This window comes from Vibrio sp. 10N.239.312.D08 (genome assembly GCF_041466145.1).
GTDB classification, from domain to species: Bacteria; Pseudomonadota; Gammaproteobacteria; order Enterobacterales; family Vibrionaceae; genus Vibrio; species Vibrio crassostreae_C.
In genome coordinates this window covers 44,554-62,992 of record NZ_JBFSSD010000018.1, presented here as the reverse complement: position 1 = coordinate 62,992, position 18,439 = coordinate 44,554, and the positions used below count along the sequence as shown (strand labels likewise).

Annotated in this window: 20 protein-coding genes and 1 riboswitch; of the genes, 14 read left to right on the top strand and 6 right to left on the bottom strand. The window is 45.6% G+C overall.

Features of this window, described 5'->3' with window-relative positions; all coding sequences use genetic code 11:
• Positions 1-46 precede the first annotated feature (46 nt).
• From AB6D58_RS11790 to mgtE, 12 genes are all read left to right on the top strand, one after another.
• Positions 47-1,012, top strand: coding sequence for a calcium/sodium antiporter (locus tag AB6D58_RS11790; protein ID WP_017063737.1), 966 nt, complete (start codon positions 47-49; stop codon positions 1,010-1,012).
• Between the two features lie 34 nt (positions 1,013-1,046).
• Positions 1,047-2,018 carry an arabinose-5-phosphate isomerase KdsD gene (gene kdsD / locus AB6D58_RS11785; RefSeq protein WP_017058917.1) on the top strand — a complete coding sequence of 324 codons (972 nt, stop codon included), beginning with the start codon at positions 1,047-1,049 and terminating at the stop codon, positions 2,016-2,018.
• Positions 2,018-2,575 (top strand): 3-deoxy-manno-octulosonate-8-phosphatase KdsC, encoded by a 558-nt coding sequence (kdsC, locus tag AB6D58_RS11780; RefSeq protein ID WP_017058916.1) that lies wholly within the window; start codon positions 2,018-2,020, stop codon positions 2,573-2,575. Before kdsD ends, kdsC begins: the two co-directional genes overlap by 1 nt.
• The gene (lptC, locus tag AB6D58_RS11775; RefSeq protein ID WP_004735306.1) at positions 2,572-3,135 is read left to right on the top strand and encodes an LPS export ABC transporter periplasmic protein LptC; all 564 of its coding nucleotides are present in this window, start codon (positions 2,572-2,574) and stop codon (positions 3,133-3,135) included. The genes kdsC and lptC overlap by 4 nt, the downstream gene beginning before the upstream one ends.
• Positions 3,116-3,610: a lipopolysaccharide transport periplasmic protein LptA gene (lptA, locus tag AB6D58_RS11770; RefSeq protein ID WP_017058914.1), complete on the top strand. Its 495-nt coding sequence runs from the start codon at positions 3,116-3,118 to the stop codon at positions 3,608-3,610. The genes lptC and lptA overlap by 20 nt, the downstream gene beginning before the upstream one ends.
• Positions 3,611-3,612: 2 nt before the next feature.
• Positions 3,613-4,338: an LPS export ABC transporter ATP-binding protein gene (lptB, locus tag AB6D58_RS11765; RefSeq protein ID WP_004735304.1), complete on the top strand. Its 726-nt coding sequence runs from the start codon at positions 3,613-3,615 to the stop codon at positions 4,336-4,338.
• A 54-nt stretch (positions 4,339-4,392) separates the two neighbouring features.
• Positions 4,393-5,853 carry an RNA polymerase factor sigma-54 gene (locus AB6D58_RS11760; RefSeq protein ID WP_017058913.1) on the top strand — a complete coding sequence of 487 codons (1,461 nt, stop codon included), beginning with the start codon at positions 4,393-4,395 and terminating at the stop codon, positions 5,851-5,853.
• A gap of 62 nt (positions 5,854-5,915) precedes the next feature.
• The gene (gene hpf, locus AB6D58_RS11755) at positions 5,916-6,203 is read left to right on the top strand and encodes a ribosome hibernation promoting factor (protein WP_009847742.1); all 288 of its coding nucleotides are present in this window, start codon (positions 5,916-5,918) and stop codon (positions 6,201-6,203) included.
• Position 6,204: 1 nt separating this feature from the next.
• Positions 6,205-6,666, top strand: coding sequence for a PTS IIA-like nitrogen regulatory protein PtsN (gene ptsN, locus AB6D58_RS11750; protein WP_004738707.1), 462 nt, complete (start codon positions 6,205-6,207; stop codon positions 6,664-6,666).
• 1 nt (position 6,667) lies between these two features.
• A complete protein-coding gene (gene rapZ, locus AB6D58_RS11745; protein WP_102394281.1) occupies positions 6,668-7,537 on the top strand; it encodes an RNase adapter RapZ in 870 nt (289 codons plus the stop codon).
• Between the two features lie 2 nt (positions 7,538-7,539).
• Positions 7,540-7,815, top strand: coding sequence for an HPr family phosphocarrier protein (locus AB6D58_RS11740; RefSeq protein ID WP_008220439.1), 276 nt, complete (start codon positions 7,540-7,542; stop codon positions 7,813-7,815).
• Positions 7,816-7,963: 148 nt separating this feature from the next.
• Complete coding sequence (gene mgtE, locus AB6D58_RS11735; protein WP_102394282.1) at positions 7,964-9,319, top strand: magnesium transporter; 1,356 nt, start codon at positions 7,964-7,966, stop codon at positions 9,317-9,319.
• Positions 9,320-9,415: 96 nt separating this feature from the next.
• Here the strand turns inward: mgtE and pmbA are convergent, their stop codons facing one another.
• Complete coding sequence (pmbA, locus tag AB6D58_RS11730) at positions 9,416-10,759, bottom strand: metalloprotease PmbA (RefSeq protein WP_017058910.1); 1,344 nt, start codon at positions 10,757-10,759, stop codon at positions 9,416-9,418.
• Between the two features lie 118 nt (positions 10,760-10,877).
• Between pmbA and yjgA the strand changes: the two genes are divergently transcribed.
• Positions 10,878-11,402, top strand: coding sequence for a ribosome biogenesis factor YjgA (yjgA, locus tag AB6D58_RS11725; protein WP_102394283.1), 525 nt, complete (start codon positions 10,878-10,880; stop codon positions 11,400-11,402).
• A gap of 106 nt (positions 11,403-11,508) precedes the next feature.
• Here the strand turns inward: yjgA and thiQ are convergent, their stop codons facing one another.
• The 5 genes from thiQ to mpl all read right to left on the bottom strand — a co-directional run bounded on the left by thiQ (position 11,509) and on the right by mpl (position 17,148).
• Positions 11,509-12,213 (bottom strand): thiamine ABC transporter ATP-binding protein, encoded by a 705-nt coding sequence (thiQ, locus tag AB6D58_RS11720; protein ID WP_017071293.1) that lies wholly within the window; start codon positions 12,211-12,213, stop codon positions 11,509-11,511.
• Positions 12,213-13,826, bottom strand: coding sequence for a thiamine/thiamine pyrophosphate ABC transporter permease ThiP (gene thiP / locus AB6D58_RS11715; RefSeq protein WP_017071294.1), 1,614 nt, complete (start codon positions 13,824-13,826; stop codon positions 12,213-12,215). The genes thiQ and thiP overlap by 1 nt, the downstream gene beginning before the upstream one ends.
• Positions 13,827-13,918: 92 nt before the next feature.
• A complete protein-coding gene (gene thiB / locus AB6D58_RS11710; protein WP_017058906.1) occupies positions 13,919-14,911 on the bottom strand; it encodes a thiamine ABC transporter substrate binding subunit in 993 nt (330 codons plus the stop codon).
• 53 nt (positions 14,912-14,964) lie between these two features.
• A riboswitch (TPP riboswitch) is annotated at positions 14,965-15,084 on the bottom strand.
• Positions 15,085-15,127: 43 nt separating this feature from the next.
• Positions 15,128-15,751, bottom strand: a complete 624-nt coding sequence (locus AB6D58_RS11705; RefSeq protein ID WP_016787846.1) for a flavin prenyltransferase UbiX — start codon at positions 15,749-15,751, stop codon at positions 15,128-15,130.
• A 38-nt stretch (positions 15,752-15,789) separates the two neighbouring features.
• On the bottom strand, positions 15,790-17,148 hold the full coding sequence (gene mpl, locus AB6D58_RS11700; RefSeq protein ID WP_102394284.1) for a UDP-N-acetylmuramate:L-alanyl-gamma-D-glutamyl-meso-diaminopimelate ligase: 1,359 nt from the start codon (positions 17,146-17,148) through the stop codon (positions 15,790-15,792).
• Positions 17,149-17,418: 270 nt separating this feature from the next.
• On the opposite strand from mpl, the gene fbp reads away from it, so the two are divergent.
• A complete protein-coding gene (gene fbp, locus AB6D58_RS11695; protein WP_008220458.1) occupies positions 17,419-18,429 on the top strand; it encodes a class 1 fructose-bisphosphatase in 1,011 nt (336 codons plus the stop codon).
• The last annotated feature ends 10 nt before the right edge of the window (positions 18,430-18,439 follow it).

The following is an 18,439-nucleotide window of genomic DNA, read 5'->3' as shown; positions in this document are numbered from 1 at the left end:
AATTAGCGGTTAATTCTCCGTTTTTATTAATTTTTTAGGAATCATCATGCTTGAAGCGATTGCGTTTCTTATTATCGGTCTAGGTTTTTTGGTGTGGAGTGCAGATAAGCTGGTTTACGGTGCCGCTGCTCTTGCTCGCAACTTCGGTATTTCACCACTAGTTATCGGTATGACGATCTTAGCAATGGGGTCTTCGGCTCCTGAAATGATGGTTTCTGCGACAGCAGCCCTTGATGGCAAAACAGATACAGCTGTAGGCAACGTACTGGGCTCTAACATCGCCAACATCGCGCTGATTTTAGGTATTACAGCCCTTATCAAACCGTTATCGATTAGCTCAGGCGTGATTCGTCGTGAACTACCATTAATGATCGGTGTCACTCTGCTAGCGGGCGCCCTATTGTGGGATAACCATTTAGGCTTCTATGAAGGCGTGTTGTTGTTTGTTCTTTTTGCCGCGTTTTTGTTTGCTATGTTGCAAATCAGCCGCAGCGAGAAAAAGAACGGCGATGCTTTCCTTGATGAGCAAGAATCAGAGATCCCTGAAGGCGTAAGTAACCCTAAGGCTGCAATGTGGGTCGTGATTGGTCTAATCGTCCTACCTTTAGCTGCTGATATGCTGGTAGATAACGCTGTGATCATCGCGAAGTTCTTCGGCATGAGCGACCTTGTCATTGGTTTAACCATCATTGCTGTTGGTACTAGCCTTCCTGAACTTGCAGCATCACTAGCCGGCGTTATGAAGGGTGAAGATGATATGGCTGTAGGTAATATCATTGGTTCAAACGTATTCAACATCCTTGCTGTTATGGGTATCCCGGGCATCCTAAACCCTTCGATCTTGAGCGAGTTCGCTATGGGTCGTGACTTCTGGGTAATGCTAGGCGTATCGCTACTACTTGTTGTGATGGCACTAGGAAAATCTCGTAGTGTGAATCGTATTGAAGGCGGCGTGTTAATTGTGACGTTCGTGGCCTACCAAAGTTACCTATTAATGAACATGTCGGCTTAATTGTTGATTTAACTTCCCGTACTTGGAGTATTTGATGTCTCAGCCATTTGATTACCGCAGCGTTGCAAAACAAGTTTTGGAAACCGAAGTTGCAGGTCTCACTCAATTAGACCAATATTTTAATGATGATTTTTGTAAAGCTTGCGACCTTATCCTGAACAACAAAGGCAAAGTCGTTGTGATGGGCATGGGTAAATCAGGCCACATTGGCAACAAAATCGCAGCAACATTGGCAAGTACCGGGACATCGGCTTTCTTTGTTCACCCAGGCGAAGCGGCGCATGGCGACTTAGGCATGATCGAACCTGGTGATATTGTGATTGCAATATCCAACTCCGGCGAATCGGGAGAAATCCTCAGCCTATTTCCTGTGTTAAAGCGTCTGAGCATCAAGATCATCAGCATGACAGGCAAGCCAGCATCAAACATGGCAACCCTGTCTGATATCCATTTACAAATTTCAGTACCGGAAGAAGCTTGTCCGCTGGGCTTAGCACCAACAACAAGTACCACGGCGACTTTGGTCATGGGTGATGCATTAGCCGTTGCACTTTTGCAGGCTCGAGGCTTCACCGCTCAAGACTTTGCCCTGTCTCATCCTGGTGGCGCTTTAGGTCGTCAGCTGCTGTTGAAGCTCGACGACATCATGCACACAGGCGATTCACTTCCTGTTGTAGCACCCGACGCACTAGTAAGAGACGCTCTACTAGAGATATCTCAGAAAGGCTTAGGCATGACAGCAATCGTTGGTGAAGATGGCCAAATGGCCGGTATTTTTACCGATGGTGATTTACGCCGTATCTTAGACAAACGCGTTGATATCCATAACACGCAGATCGGTGATGTGATGACGCTAAACCCGACGGTAGCCGAGCCAAACATGCTCGCGGTTGAGGGCTTAAACTTGATGCAAGCGAAGAGCATCAATGGCCTGATGTTATGCCAAGAAGGTAAATTAGTCGGAGCGTTAAACATGCATGACTTACTGAAAGCAGGAGTAATGTAATGACACAGACAGTCGAAACTCTATACGGCACTGTTAATTCAGATGTATTTGCAATTGCAAAAGAGATCAAACTGCTGATTTGCGATGTCGATGGTGTCTTCTCTGATGGTCGCATCTACATGGGCAACAACGGTGAAGAGCTGAAAACCTTCCACACTCGTGACGGTTACGGTATCAAATCACTGATGAACGCAGGCATTGAAATCGCGATCATCACGGGTCGCAAATCTCAAATTGTTGAGAATCGTATGACCGCTCTAGGCATTAAGCTGATTTATCAAGGTCAAGACGATAAAGTTAAGGCATACCAAGATATTTGCGATAAGCTTTCTGTAAACCCCGAAAATACAGGTTACATCGGAGACGATCTGATTGACTGGCCTGTAATGGAAAAAGTTGGCTTGAAGGTCTGTGTGGCAGATGGGCACCCGCTACTTGCAAAGCGTGCAAACTACGTGACAACCATTAACGGTGGTCATGGCGCGGTACGTGAAGTCTGTGACCTTATTTTACAAGCAAGAAATGAACTCGACGTGCATAAAGGTTTAAGCATATGAGTTTTACTCGTATTATCTATTTAATACTCATATTTATTGCCTCTTGGTCGACCTATTACTTGTACGACAAAGAGCAAACATCAACGATACAAGTGGCTCCAAATTTGGAGCTGCCCGCGTTTAGTGGCAAAAGCCTGAACAACATTAGCTACGACGAAAGCGGTATTCGCAGCTATCAGGTTGAATCGACGTATTTAGAACACTACTCAGTAGTTGGCGATACGCACTTTCAAAACCCAGTTCTTTCGGTATTCCGTGAAGGCCACACGATTGAATGGCAAGTCACCGCTGATCGCGCGATTATGGATGAGAATCAAGTTGTCACGTTTTATGACAACGTCGTGGCAAAGAACCTGTTGCCAGAAGCCAGCTTCGATACAATGACCACAGATAAAATGGTTGTTGAGCTGCCTAGCCGAGATTTTTATTCAGAGACTCCGGTCCATATGATCGGTACATTTTTTGAAACTGAGGGACAAGCAATGAAAGGTAACTTCGGTACCAACAATGCAACCCTCTTTAATTCTGTTCAAGGTAGATATGAAACTCTTACACCTTAGTTTATTCGCTTTGACCCTTGCGGCACCTAATGTCTATGCTCTGTCTTCGGATAGTGAGCAACCTGTCTACATTGACTCAGACAGCCAGCAATTGGATATGAAAAGTAACCAAGTGACTTTCCTTGGTGATGTGAACCTTAAACAAGGCAGCATCAATATCAATGCCGATAAGGTTATTGTTACTCGTAACGCCGTAAACGGTGAGATTGAAGAAATTCAAGGCTTCGGTAAGCCAGCAACCTTCTCTCAGCTTACTGACGACGGTAAGACACTCTACGGTGAAGCTGACGACCTGCACTACCAGCTTGTTGCCGACCGACTGATCATGACTAAGAATGCGATGTTATCTCAAGATGGCAGCATCATTCGCGGTTCTAAGATCACTTACCAGATCGGTTCTCAGAAATTAGTCGCTGACAGTGGTGAAAACAAACGAGTGTCAACGGTTTTACAACCAACGGAAGTGAATAAGTAACGATGGCTGTTCTTAAAGCAAAAAACCTAGCGAAAACCTACAGTAAACGTAAGGTTGTTACCGATGTAAGCTTACAGGTAGAGTCAGGCCAGATCGTCGGTCTGCTTGGGCCTAACGGTGCAGGTAAAACCACATCTTTCTATATGATAGTTGGTTTGGTGGCGCGTGATGAAGGTACCATCAGCATTGATGACCGAGACATCAGTATCTTACCAATGCACAGCCGCTCTCGTCTTGGTATCGGTTACCTGCCTCAAGAAGCATCGATTTTCCGTAAGTTGTCCGTAGAGAACAACATCATGGCGGTTTTACAAACCCGTGATGAAATGACCAACGAACAACGCCAAGATAAGCTGGAAGACCTGCTAGAAGAGTTCCACATCCAACATATCCGCACCAGCAATGGTATGGCTCTGTCGGGTGGTGAGCGTCGTCGTGTAGAGATTGCTCGTGCACTAGCAGCAAACCCGCAGTTCATTCTATTGGATGAACCATTCGCCGGTGTTGACCCGATCTCAGTAATCGATATCAAAAAAATCATTGTTCACCTGCGTGATCGCGGCTTGGGCGTTTTGATTACCGACCACAACGTTCGTGAAACATTAGACGTGTGTGAAAAAGCTTACATCGTAAGCCAAGGACACCTGATCGCTGAGGGTACTCCTGAAGATGTTCTCAATAACGAACAAGTTAAACAAGTTTATCTAGGCGAACAATTCCGTCTATGATTATATAGAGAGTATCGAGAGTTCTAAGAATAATAACTAGGTAAGTCACACTGAATGAAACCCTCATTACAACTTAAGCTAGGCCAACAGTTAGCAATGACTCCTCAATTGCAGCAAGCGATTCGTTTGTTGCAATTGTCTACTTTAGATTTGCAGCAAGAGATTCAAGAAGCACTTGAATCTAACCCACTACTCGATGTCGAAGAAGGCAATGAAGATACGCCAACATCGGAAGAAAAACCTAGCAGTGACGAAAAAGAAACTGTTGAAGCCACAGAGCAAGACTTACCTGATAGCTCAGACTTAATCGAAAAATCAGAGATTGGCAACGAACTAGAAATCGACACAACTTGGGAAGACGTCTACAGCGCGAACACCGGTAACACGGGTATTGCGATTGATGACGACATGCCGGTTTATCAAGGCGAAACCACTCAAAGCCTGCACGATTACCTACTTTGGCAACTCGACTTAACGCCATTCACTGACACCGACCGAAGCATCGCTTTTGCATTAATCGATGCCATCGACGACTACGGCTACCTCACTGTAACTTGTGAAGACATCCTTGAAAACTTCGACAATGAAGAGATCGAGCTTGATGAAATTGAAGCGGTACGTAAACGAATTCAGCAGTTTGATCCGCTAGGTGTCGGTTCAGTCAACCTGCAAGATTGCTTGTTACTGCAACTGGCAACCTTTCCCCAAGATACGCCTTGGCTTAACGAAGCTAAGTTAGTACTTACTAGCCATATCGACCAACTCGGCAATCGCGATTACAAACTGGTTATCAAAGAGACCAAGTTGAAAGAAGCAGAACTACGTGAAGTTTTGCAACTGATTCAACAGCTGGACCCTCGTCCTGGCAGTAAGATTACTCCGGATGAAACTGAGTATGTGGTTCCAGATGTATCTGTCTTCAAAGACCTTGGCAAATGGTTAGTGACCATTAACCCTGATAGCGTGCCTAAGTTGAAAGTGAATCAGCAGTACGCTGATCTGGGCAGTAAAGGCAACAGCGCCGACAATCAATACATCCGCTCAAATTTGCAAGAAGCAAAGTGGTTAATTAAAAGCCTAGAGAGCCGAAATGAGACGCTACTCAAAGTTGCGCGATGCATTGTTGAACATCAGCGTGATTTCTTCGAACATGGCGAAGAAGCGATGAAGCCAATGGTTCTTAATGATGTTGCGTTAGCTGTTGATATGCACGAATCCACGATCTCTCGTGTGACGACTCAAAAATTCATGCATACGCCACGTGGCATCTTCGAGCTCAAATACTTTTTCTCAAGCCATGTCAGCACTGACAATGGCGGTGAATGTTCATCTACAGCAATTCGCGCACTCATCAAGAAGCTTGTCGCAGCGGAAAATACCGCGAAGCCTCTAAGTGATAGTAAGATTGCTGCTTTACTGGCTGACCAAGGAATTCAGGTAGCTAGACGTACCATAGCGAAATACCGTGAGTCTCTGGGCATTGCCCCATCGAGTCAGCGTAAACGCCTGCTATAAGCTCATTTAGTCGCTAGTTACTTAGCAACTATGATCAGGCAACCAACTGAAAAGGAAAGTCTATGCAAATCAATATTCAAGGCCATCACGTTGATCTTACCGATTCAATGCAAGACTATGTTCACACCAAATTCGACAAACTTGAGCGCTTCTTTGATCATATCAATAGCGTTCAGGTTGTTTTAAAAGTTGAGAAAATCAATCAAATCGCAGAAGCTACCCTGCATATAAATCAGGGGGAAATCCATGCGACAGCAACAGATGAAAGCATGTATGCCGCGATTGATTCATTGGTTGATAAACTCGTCCGCCAACTCAACAAGCACAAAGAAAAGCTAAGTAGTCACTAACATGCAATTAAGCGAAGTACTTTCATTGGACTGCACCAAAAGTGCAGTCCAATGCACAAGCAAAAAAAGAGCCCTTGAGCTCATCAGCCAGATCGCAGCAGAAAGCTGCGGTCAAGATTCAACAGAGCTATTTGAGTGTATGTTGAGCCGTGAGAAGATGGGCAGTACCGGTATTGGTAATGGTATCGCGATTCCACATGCTCGTATGAATGTCAGTGATAAAGCGATAGCTGTATTACTGCAATGCCAAGATCCTATCGAATTTGATGCGATTGATAATCGTCCTGTCGACCTACTATTTGCCCTGCTTGTTCCTAGCGAACAATGCAAAGAGCATCTAAAAACCCTTTCTTGTATGGCAGAACGACTAAACGACAAGCAGACTCTTAAACAGCTGCGTAATGCTCAGAGCGATCAAGAGCTTTACGACATCATGATTCAAGTGCCAACTTGCGAGCAATAACATGCGATTAATCGTGGTTAGTGGCCAATCAGGGGCCGGTAAAAGTGTTGCGTTACGAGTCCTAGAAGACTTGGGGTATTACTGTGTCGATAATCTACCAGTAAACCTGCTCAAGAACTTTGTCGAATCGGTACGCGAAAGCAACCAAAACGTTGCGGTAAGTATTGATATACGTAACCTACCGAAAGAGCCTCAGTTAGTCACCGACACGCTCGAGCAACTCGAGTCAGCTACAAACATCGATGTTGATGTATTGTTCCTCGATGCCAGCAAGCAGACACTCCTTAAGCGCTACAGCGAAACCCGCAGAATCCACCCTTTATCAATTGGCCAAGAGAAACTTTCTCTAGAGCAGGCTATTGATTTAGAAAAGACACTTCTCAGTCCTCTAGCAGAGCAAGCCAGCATTGTGATTGATAGCAGTGACTGCAACCTCTACGAGTTGAGTGAAAAAGTGCGCTTTAAAGTCGAAGGCAAAGAGAAGCAAGAACTAATCATTGTCTTTCAATCTTTCGGCTTTAAATTTGGTCTGCCAAGCGATGCCGACTACGTGTTTGATGTTCGCTTCTTACCAAACCCTCACTGGGAACCTGCACTACGACCACTAACCGGGCTAGATGCACCAATTCACTCCTTTCTAGAAGAACACTCAGAAGTTCTGGAACTCAAGCAACAGATCCAAGGCTTTGTTGAACAGTGGTTACCAATGTTAGAGAAGAACAATCGCAGTTACCTAACGGTCGCGATTGGCTGTACTGGCGGCAAACACCGCTCGGTTTATCTAACCCAGAAAATTGGTGAGTACTTTGAGCAACTTGGCCATCAAGTTCAAATCAGACACGCCTCCCTAGAGAAGCACCAACAGGGCTAACCATGGAATTAACTCGAACTGTACTGATCCAAAATCGCTTGGGTCTTCACGCTAGAGCAGCCGTAAAGTTGGTTGAGCTTGCACAAAGCTTTGATGCCACTATCACAATTCATAGTGAAGAAGATAAAAGTGCCACCGCAGACAGCGTAATGGGACTATTGATGCTGGAGTCAGCCCAAGGCCAACACATCACGATTCAAGCTTCGGGTACTGATTCACAACAAGCACTTGATGCCGTTTGCCACCTTATCGAAGATAAATTTGATGAGGGTGAGTAGCTAAGACGCTTTACTCACAACACCGCAAACTCAAACGGTGAACCAACCTATATTAAATCTTAGTTCTACCTAAGTTTATGATTTAAATAAGCCCTAGAATTAAGTTACTATTCCAAGCATTGTAAGAATAATGAGATAGGAGGAAAATATGGCAGAGCAATTAGAATTCGACCAAGCTCACCAAACCCTCCAAGAAGTCAGCGAAGCCCTAGAAAACGGCCGATTTGTTCACGTACGCCGACAACTTCAGGACATGGAACCTGAGGATATTGCACACCTTTTAGAAGCCTCCCCTCGCAAAAGTCGTGACGTACTCTGGCAACTCACCGATCCTGAAGACTACGGTGAAATTCTTGATGAACTAAACGAAGACGTCAAAGATGCTCTTGTGTCGAAAATGGCACCTGAGACCTTGGCAGAAGCAACCGAAGGTATGGAAACCGATGACGTCGCGTACGTACTTCGAAGCCTACCCGACGATGTTTCTCGCGAAGTCCTTTCTCAAATGGACTCCGTCGATCGTGCATTAGTTGAAACTGCCCTGTCGTACCCTGAAGATTCAGCGGGTGCGATCATGAACACCGACGTAATCACGATTCGTGGTGATGTCGATATTGACGTTGTATTGCGCTACATGCGTATGCGTGGCGAACTGCCGGATGCAACTGATGCTCTGTATGTTATTGATGAAGAAGAACGTCTTATCGGTAACCTATCACTTACCACGCTAGTAACGACTCAACCTGATGTCCCTGTTTCAGAAGTGATGGATGATGCCGACGAAGCGATCGCGGTAGAAACCAGTGCGTCAGATATCGCGAGCCTGTTTGAACGTCGTAACTGGGTTTCTGCGCCTGTCATCGATAGTAACCAGCACCTTGTTGGTCGTATCACCATCGATGACGTGGTTGATGTTATCCGTGAAGATGCCGAACACTCAATGATGAGTATGGCGGGTATGGACGATGACGAAGATACCTTCGCACCGGTCGTAAAATCTGCTCGTCGTCGTAGTGTGTGGCTTGGTGCTAACGTACTCGCAGCACTGGCGGCAGCATCTGTATCAAACATGTTTGAAGCAACGCTCGATCAAATGGCAGCGATTGCGGTTCTGATGACTATCGTGCCTTCGATGGGGGGTGTTGCGGGTAACCAAACCGTTGCTCTGGTGATTCGTGGTTTGGCACTCGGTCATATCGGTGACAGTAACAAACGCGAACTGCTACTCAAAGAGGCAGCCATCGGCTTCCTAAACGGCGTTCTATGGGCCGTTATCATTGGTGGTATCGTTGTAGCTTGGAAAGGTAACTGGATACTGGGAGGCATCATCTCAGCGGCGATGATGACCAACTTGATTGTCGCAGGTATTGCTGGTGTAACTATCCCAGTGATGTTGAAGAAGATGAATATCGATCCAGCCCTTGCTGGCGGTATGGCACTGACCACAGTAACCGATGTTATTGGCCTATCGGTGTTCCTAGGCTTAGCGACCATACTGATCTAGTTAGCATAAGCAGCTAGCCAATTTTTGGCGAAATACAGAAAACAAAAAGGGAGCCACGGCTCCCTTTTTTAATTCATCAGATTCGCTTTAATTGAATTACTCACCCGCGACTTTCATCGACTCAAGCAGGATAGAACCCGTTTGAATTTGCGAACGTGTTTCTACGTCGTTACCCACAGCAACAATCTGAGTAAACATGTCTTTTAGGTTACCTGCGATTGTTACTTCTGATACTGGGTATTGGATCTCTCCGTTTTCAACCCAGAAACCTGCAGCGCCACGTGAATAATCACCCGTTACGGTGTTTACGCCTTGGCCCATCACTTCAGTGACTAGGAAGCCAGTACCCAACTCTTTTAGCATCTGCTCAAAGTTTTGACCGGTCGATTTAACGAACCAGTTATGAATACCACCAGCATGACCGGTTGGCGTCATATCCATCTTACGTGCGGCATAGCTCGTTAGTAGGTAAGTTGCTAGCACACCGTCAGTGATGATTTCACGATCTTGAGTGAACACACCTTCGCTATCGAATGGGCTTGAAGCCAAACCACGCAAGATATGTGGTCGCTCAGAAATGTTAAACCAGTCAGGTAGGATTTTCTGACCGAGATGATCCAATAGGAATGACGACTTGCGGTAAAGGTTACCGCCACTGATCGCCATAACAAGGTGACCAATCAAGCCAGTTGCCACATCATTAGCGAACATAATTGGGTACTGGCCTGTTGGTAGCTTTTTCGCATCCAAACGGCTAATGGTCTTTTCTGCAGCTTCTTGACCTACACGCTCAGGCGTCCACAGCTCGTCACGGTGACGTGCAACGGTGTAGCTGTAGTCACGTTCCATCTCACCGTTAGCGCCTTGTCCAATTACACAGCAGCTCGTGCTATGACGACTAGAAGCATAGCTTGCTAGTAAGCCATGGCTGTTACCATAAACCTTAACGCCATAGTGGCTGTCGTAGCTTGCGCCATCACTCTGTTTGATCTTATCGCTATAAGCTAACGCTTGCTTCTCAGCAGCAATCGCAATCTCAGCGGCATAGTCAGGGTTTGGTTCATCAGGGTGAAAAAGATCCAAATCTGGAATTTCTTTTACCATGTATTCTTTTGCCGCAGGACCGGCAAATGGGTCTTCAGAAGTATACTGAGCGATATCAAGTGCGGCCGCGACGGTTTGAGCAATCGCCTTTTCACTCAGATCAGATGTAGATGCGCTGCCTTTTTTCTGGCCGCGATAAACAGTAATACCTAGCGCACCATCACTATTAAATTCAACGTTTTCCACTTCACACATACGTGTTGAAACACTTAAACCCGTTGACTTAGTAATAGCGACCTCAGCTGCGTCTGCACTCACTGATGCCATATCCAACGCTTTAGCTACTGCGGCTTCTAGCTCAACTCTTTGCTGGGCGACTTGCTGTTTTACATCCATATCTATTCTAATTTTTTAGGTCAATATTACGTAGGATAACAAGAATTTCGCTTTCTCCCCAAGATTCTTGCTAAAATAGGCAATATATTCGTTTGAGATAGTGACATAGGCAGAAAAGATGGCTCGCAAAAACCAAAAAGCCCCATGGGAACCAGAAGAAGAAATCATCTGGGTAAGTAAGACAGAAATGAAAACCGACATGGAAGCGCTACAAAAACTGGGGGAAGAACTTGTTTCCCTGAAGCCTTCTGTATTAGACAAGTTTCCTCTGTCTGAAGATTTGGCACAAGCGATTAAAGATGCACAACGCTTTAAAAATGAAGCGAAGCGCCGTCAACTTCAATACATTGGTAAAGTAATGCGCAATGTTGATCCTGAGCCAATTCAAGCGGCTTTGGATAAAGTACGTAACAAGCACTCACAAGCAACAGCTGAACTACATAAGCTTGAGCAACTGCGTGATCGTGTTGTTGCTGAAGGTGATGCGGCTATTTCAGAAGTAATGGAAATGTACCCTGAAGCAGACCGTCAGCGTCTTCGTCAGCTAGCTCGCCAAGCTAACAAAGAGAAATCAGCGAACAAGCCAGCAAAGGCTTCTCGTGAAATCTTCCAAATCTTAAAAGAGCTAAAGCTAGAAGACTAATCTTTGTCGCTTTATTCTGTAAGACAATAAAAGACCTAGCGCATGCTAGGTCTTTTTGTTTTCTACGTACTCAATATCAGAGAGATTAAACAAGAGTGATGAATCGTCACTCACCCGCTTTAACAAATGAGCTTAATTCTGTCTGTGGATGATCCGCCGTCAGTGCCTCTATCGAGTCTTCAACCAACACCTTACCTAGCGCCACAAACACAAACTTATTCGCGATACTGCGTGCGTCACCTAAATGGTGAGTCACCATCAAGACCGTAATATTTCGCTCTGCCGCTAATCGCTTCACTAAGCTAAGCATCTCTTCACGCAGCAAAGGATCAAGCGCAGAGAAAGGTTCATCAAGCAGCCAAATATCATGAGGTTGGACAAAACAACGCGCTAACGCAACACGCTGGCGTTGACCGCCGGATAAGTGCTCAGGCAACCTATCCAAATACTCAGCGACGCCAACTTGCGCTGCGGCTTGCTCCACAGCTTGCTTTTGGGTTGCAGTAAGCTTTAAACCTGGATGCAGACCTAAACCAATATTTTCTCGCACCGTAAGGTGAGCAAACAGGTTGTGCTCTTGAAACAACATCGCCAACGGACGCTGATGTGCTTCTTTACCAATAAGCGACTGCCCAGCCACTGATATCTCACCCGATGTAGGCTCGATGAAACCAGCAACTAGCGCCAACAGTGTAGACTTACCCGCACCACTCGGCCCCATAAGCGCAACAATATCGCCCTGCTCAGCTTGAAAATCAAAGCTAAACAACTCTCTGTGATAGTGGTAATCCACATCTTTCATCACTAACATCATCGGTTCCTTAATTCTTTAGCATCGAGCTTAGATCTTCGAGTAAATAAGAATTCTATTAAGCTAAAGCTGCCGACACTCAATAACAGTAAGCTCACAGAAACTACCGCCGCCGCTTCCATTTGATAGCTGCCTAACAATTGGAATAGGTACAAAGGCAGAGTTCTAAAATCTTGGCTACCAAACAAGGCAATCGCGCTTAAATCACCCATCGCCAACATAAAGCTGATCGAGAAGGCTTGCGCCATCGGCTTACGCAATGCTCGCCACTCCACTAACCTAAAACGCGTGAAACCTGTCATACCCAAGCTTGCACACACATACTGGTACTGCTGAGACAAATGCAGCATAGGTTGAGCTAGGGTTTTAATTACGTAAGGCAGCGCCATTAAGCTGTTGACGGCAATCACGATAAAGAAAGCTAAACTGAATACATCGGTGAATGAACGCAGTAATAAGAAGATACCCGTACTGATCACCAGCCCCGGAGTCACCAAGATAATAGCGCCAATCAGCTCGATTTTATCGGCTCGAAAATTCTTGTTCTGTAAACGCCATGCTCGGCTAGTCAGTAGTATGGCGATACCAATACCAACTGCGATAACACTTGCTAATGACGCAACTTTAACCGAGGTCATTAACGCCGCCCAAAACGGCTCGCTGCTGAGTACGGTTAATGCCTGCGAGTTAATTCCATTGACGATAACCATAGCTAATGGCGGCAATACCAGCATTGAGACTATGATGATCCAAAAGCTATCCCAAGCTTTTGACCACCAGCTGTCCTTAACCAAATATTTCTCTTCCGACAGCTGACTGGCCGTCACTGAAATAGGCTTCGATAGGCGTTGAATGCTCACCGCTAGCACACCACACAGCAGCATTTGCCATATCGCGAGCAAGGCACCAGCTTGAAGGTCAAAGTCGAATTTAATCGCCTGATAAATAGCGAGCTCGATAGTGGTTGATTTAGGTCCACCGCCTAGCGCCATCACGGTAGCAAAGCTGGTAAAACACAACATGAAGACTAAGCCACACACATGTGGTAATTGCTGTCTTAAGCGAGGCCATTCAACCCATCTGAATTTGTTCCAATGACTCATACCCAAGTGAGCACAAAGCTTGTGTTGCTCGGCAGGCACGGTATCTAACGCTTGCAGAAGTAAGCGACTGGCATAAGGCAAGTTGAAGAAAACGTGCGCCAGCAAAATACCATTCAATCCGTATATGGAAAATGGCAATTCAATATCGAAGTTCGCCAAAAACTTAGCTAACCAACCACTATTGCCATAGATCGCAAGTAAGCCAAATACACCCACTAACACTGGCAGGACTAAGGTCGACGCGAACAGCCTTAACAACAAAGCGCGTCCAAAAAATTGTCTACGACACAGCGCATGAGCAATAGGTATAGCAAAGCCAACACTCAGCACCGTTGAGAGTGTCGCCTGATAAAAACTGAATTTCGTTACATGCCAATAGTAGGGATCGGACCATACTTGGCTGATATCAAGAGAAGGGGCATTGCTAAGCAATGCCCCAACTGCTGAAACCACGAAGGCGGTAATGAGTATCGCTACCCAAATCCCAACCTTAGGTGTTTTCTTTATCATAGATTGATTTTTTACCGTAAATGGTTCGCTCAGTTAACATCGAACAAACCTTTAAATACAGAAAGTTAGAAAGCTAATTTTTTAAAAGCAAATTAAAAAGTAAGTGCACTCTGCCATTCACGAATCCATGGCTTACGCTTAGCTGCAATTTCTTCGGGCGTAAAGCTTAGCGCTTTCTGAGGAACCGTAAGTTGCTCGAACCCTTTTGGAAGCTCAATATCGGTCACTGGGTACATCCAGTTGCCTGTTGGCATCGCCGATTGGAATTCATCACTTAGGATAAACGCCATAAACTCATCAGCAAGCTTTTCGTTCTTGCTGCCTTTAACCTTAGCGGCCACTTCCACTTGAGTGTAATGCCCTTCTTCGAAGCTTGCTGCTGCATACTTAGAATCGCTCTCTGCAATAATGTGGTAAGCCGGAGACGTTGTATAAGACAACACTAAATCCGACTCGCCTTCTAGGAACATAGAGTAAGCTTCAGACCAGCCTTTGGTTACAGTCACTGTTTTCTGAGCAAGCTTCTTCCATGCTGCTGTCGCTTCATCACCGTATACTGATTTCATCCAAAGCATCATGCCTTGGCCTGGTGTTGATGTACGTGGATCTTGGTAGATGACCTTAAGATCATCACGCTGCTCAACCAGTTCTTTCAAGCTCTTCGGCGGGTTTTCCAGTTTCTCTTTATTGTAAACAAAAGCAAAGTAGCCAAAGTCATAGGGTACAAAAGTGCTGTCGTTCCAACCATTAGGAAGCGTTACCGATGACGTATCAACATTATGCTCAGCCAATAAGCCCGTCGCTTTCGCTTCAGCCATCAGGTTGTTGTCGAGACCTAGCAAGATATCGGCTTTGCTGTTGCCGCCCTCAAGACGTAAACGGTTCAGAATAGACACGCCATCTTCTAGAGCGACAAAATTCACATCACAACCACACTTCTCTTCGAATGCTTTTTCAACGGCAGGACGAGGGCCCCAATCCGCAGCAAAAGAGTCATAGGTGTATACAGTCAAAGTGTTGTCTGCAGCAAAGGCAGAAAAAGAAATAGCTGTAGTAACAGCAAGGGTAGTTAATGTGAATTTCACTGGACGCTCTCCATGGTCTGAGCGGCACAGGTTTGAGGGAGGAGAACGGTAGAGGTTGTTCCTAACTCAATTCCTACGCCAGCATTATCTGGTTCAGGTTTACGGGTCCCAAGCACCTGCTTGATCTCAGCTCGCATTCATTATTTGAATGGTTCGCTCCCCGATGAGTGTTCAGAATTGTAATTTGATTTTTAACAATAAGCTATCAAGTTTGGATCAATTACGTTGATCGTAACCCCAACGTGGCACTAAACCTTGTTCGATACCAAGGTGATCTAGAATACGCGCCACCATAAAGTCGACCAGATCTTCAATTGACTTGGGTTGATGATAAAAACCCGGAGCTGCAGGCATGATCGTTACGCCCATGGTCGAAAGTTTGTGCATGTTCTCGAGATGAAGCGTCGAAAATGGCGTCTCGCGAACCACCAACAACAATTGGCCTCGCTCTTTCATGACTACGTCTGCTGCTCGCTCAATCAGGTTATCTGATAGACCATGAGCAATCGAAGCCAAGCTTCCCGCTGAACATGGACAAACGACCATCTGTTTAGGTGCTGCTGAACCAGAGGCAACCGGCGAGAACCAATCATCTTTGCCACACACCACCAGCTTTTCAGGGTCGCAGCCAAGATGTTTAACCAAAGCTTGTTTCGCCGCATCTGGCCCAGCAGGTAACTTAAGTTCATGCTCGGTCGCCAATACCACTCGCGCTGCCGATGAAATCAGCAAGTAGACCTGATAATCGGCTGCCAAAAGGCATTCAAGTAAACGCAGGCCATAAGGCGCACCGGATGCGCCAGTGAAAGCAAGGGTTATCGCTTTATCGTGTTTTGTCATGTTCTCAATTACTTCAAATTATAAGGTCGTGGATGCCGTTAGCCTTTGAGTGCCAATCCATCCAACAGTTTTTGATGAATGCCACCAAAGCCACCATTACTCATTACCAAAATTTGGTCGCCAGCTTGTGCCTCTGAGACAATTTTAGCAACGAATGCATCCATGTCATCACTCACGTGTGCCGGTTGGTGACAAGCGTCTGCAACATCTTGAACTGACCAATCAATGTTATCCGGTTGGAATAAGTAGGTAGAATCCGCTTGTTTAAGCGAATCAGCCAAGGTTTCTTTATGCACACCACGCTTCATGGTGGCAGAACGAGGCTCTAAAACAGCAATGATTTTTTTCGTATCGACCTTATTACGTAAGCCACCCAGAGTAAGTTCAATCGCTGTAGGATGATGAGCAAAATCATCATAAACAGACACACCTGCCACCTCGCCTTTAAACTCCAAACGGCGCTTAGTATTAATAAAGGTAGCTAGTGATTCACAAGCAAGGTCAGGTGTCACGCCCACATGACGTGCAGCTGCAATCGCCATCAAGGCATTACTTACGTTATGATCGCCAACCAAATCCCAGTCTACGGTTCCAACACATTCGTCTTGGAAATAGACCTCAAATTTGGAGCCATCTTTAACCAGTTTCTTAGCATCCCAATCGCCAAGTTCGCCGCTCGATTCAGTCTCACTCCAACACCCACGAGATAGAACATCTTCAATAGCCGTATCTTGCTTAGGTGAGAAAATGCGACCATTACTTGGCACAGTGCGAACCAAATGATGAAATTGTCGCTTAATCGCTTCAAGATCGTCAAAGATGTCCGCATGATCGAACTCTAGGTTATTCATCACTAAGGTTCTTGGGTGGTAATGAACGAACTTAGATCGTTTATCGAAAAAAGCACTGTCGTATTCGTCGGCTTCTACCACGAAGAACATGCTTTCACCAAGGCGAGCAGAGATACCAAAGTTACCCAACACTCCGCCAACTAAGAAGCCCGGTGCATAGCCACAGTCTTCCAAGATCCAAGCCAACATGCTTGATGTCGTGGTCTTACCGTGCGTTCCCGATACCGCTAACACCCAACGGTTATGCAGTAAGAACTCTTGCAACCACTGAGGACCAGAGGTGTATCTAAGGTTGTTATCCAACACATACTCAACACACGGATTACCGCGGCTCATTGCGTTACCGATAACCACGAGATCTGGCCTTGGTTCTAATTGGCTAGGGTTGAACCCTTCAATAATTTCAATCCCTTGTGATTCCAACAAGGTGCTCATTGGTGGGTAAACATTCGCGTCACTACCCGTAACCTTGTGACCTAATTGACGAGCCAATACCGCAGCACCACCCATGAAGGTGCCACAAATTCCTAAGATATGAATATGCATAAATTGCTTCCAAACGCTTGGCTAAATAAACAGTGCCTAATTAAAACGGCTTGCACTCATTATCATTAAATGGCGATTAAAAGCGAGCGGCAATGCAAAACAAATTGAGTCGACATAGTAAGTGAGATCTGTGTCGCTTAGTTCATTACCATTAAAAAGATCTAACCTTTAGAATTTAGGTAAGCGTCTAGATGAATAAAGCCCACTCAAGAGGCCGAATCTACAGTGCTCAAATCCCCCCTAATATTGAGAGAAGTTTAAGGAAATAACATGTCTGAGATGCGCACCCTTGGTGAGTTCATTGTTGAGAAACAGAGTGACTTCCCCCATGCAAGCGGTGATCTATCATCCCTTTTGTCGTCTATTCGACTTGCTGCAAAAATTGTTAACCGTGAGATCAACAAGGCTGGCCTAGTCGACATCACTGGCGCTGTTGGTACAGACAACGTGCAAGGTGAAGAGCAGCAAAAGCTAGACCTTTACGCGAACGACAAATTTAAAGCGGCTCTAGAAGCCCGTGACCAAGTTTGTGGTGTTGCAAGTGAAGAAGAAGACGAAGCGGTTGCCTTCAATAAAGAGCTCAACAAAAACGCAAAATACGTCGTGTTGATGGACCCACTTGATGGTTCATCAAATATCGATGTAAATGTATCGGTTGGTACGATTTTCTCTATCTACCGCCGTGTCTCTCCAATCGGAACACCACCGACTCAAGAAGACTTCCTGCAACCAGGTCACAAACAGGTAGCTGCCGGCTACGTAATTTACGGTTCTTCAACCATGCTGGTTTACACAACTGGTGCTGGCGTAAATGGTTTCACCTACGATCCATCTCTGGGTACTTTCTGTCTATCTCATGAAAACATGATGATTCCAGACGAAGGCAAGATCTACTCGATCAACGAAGGTAACTACATCCGCTTCCCAACCGGTGTTAAGAAGTACATCAAATACTGTCAGGAAAGCGAGCCAAGCGATAACCGCCCTTACACGTCACGTTACATTGGTTCTCTTGTGTCTGATTTCCACCGTAACTTGCTAAAAGGCGGCATCTACTTATACCCAAGTACAGAGAGCCACCCTCAAGGTAAATTGCGTTTGCTTTATGAATGCAACCCTATTGCTTTCCTTATGGAGCAAGCTGGCGGTATTGCATCAGACGGTGCACAGCGTATCATGGATATCAAACCAACTGAGCTACACCAACGTGTGCCTTTCTTCGTTGGTTCAACAAAAATGGTACGTAAAGTAGAAGAGTTTCTTGAGCTGAACCCTGAGTAACCCTCTCATT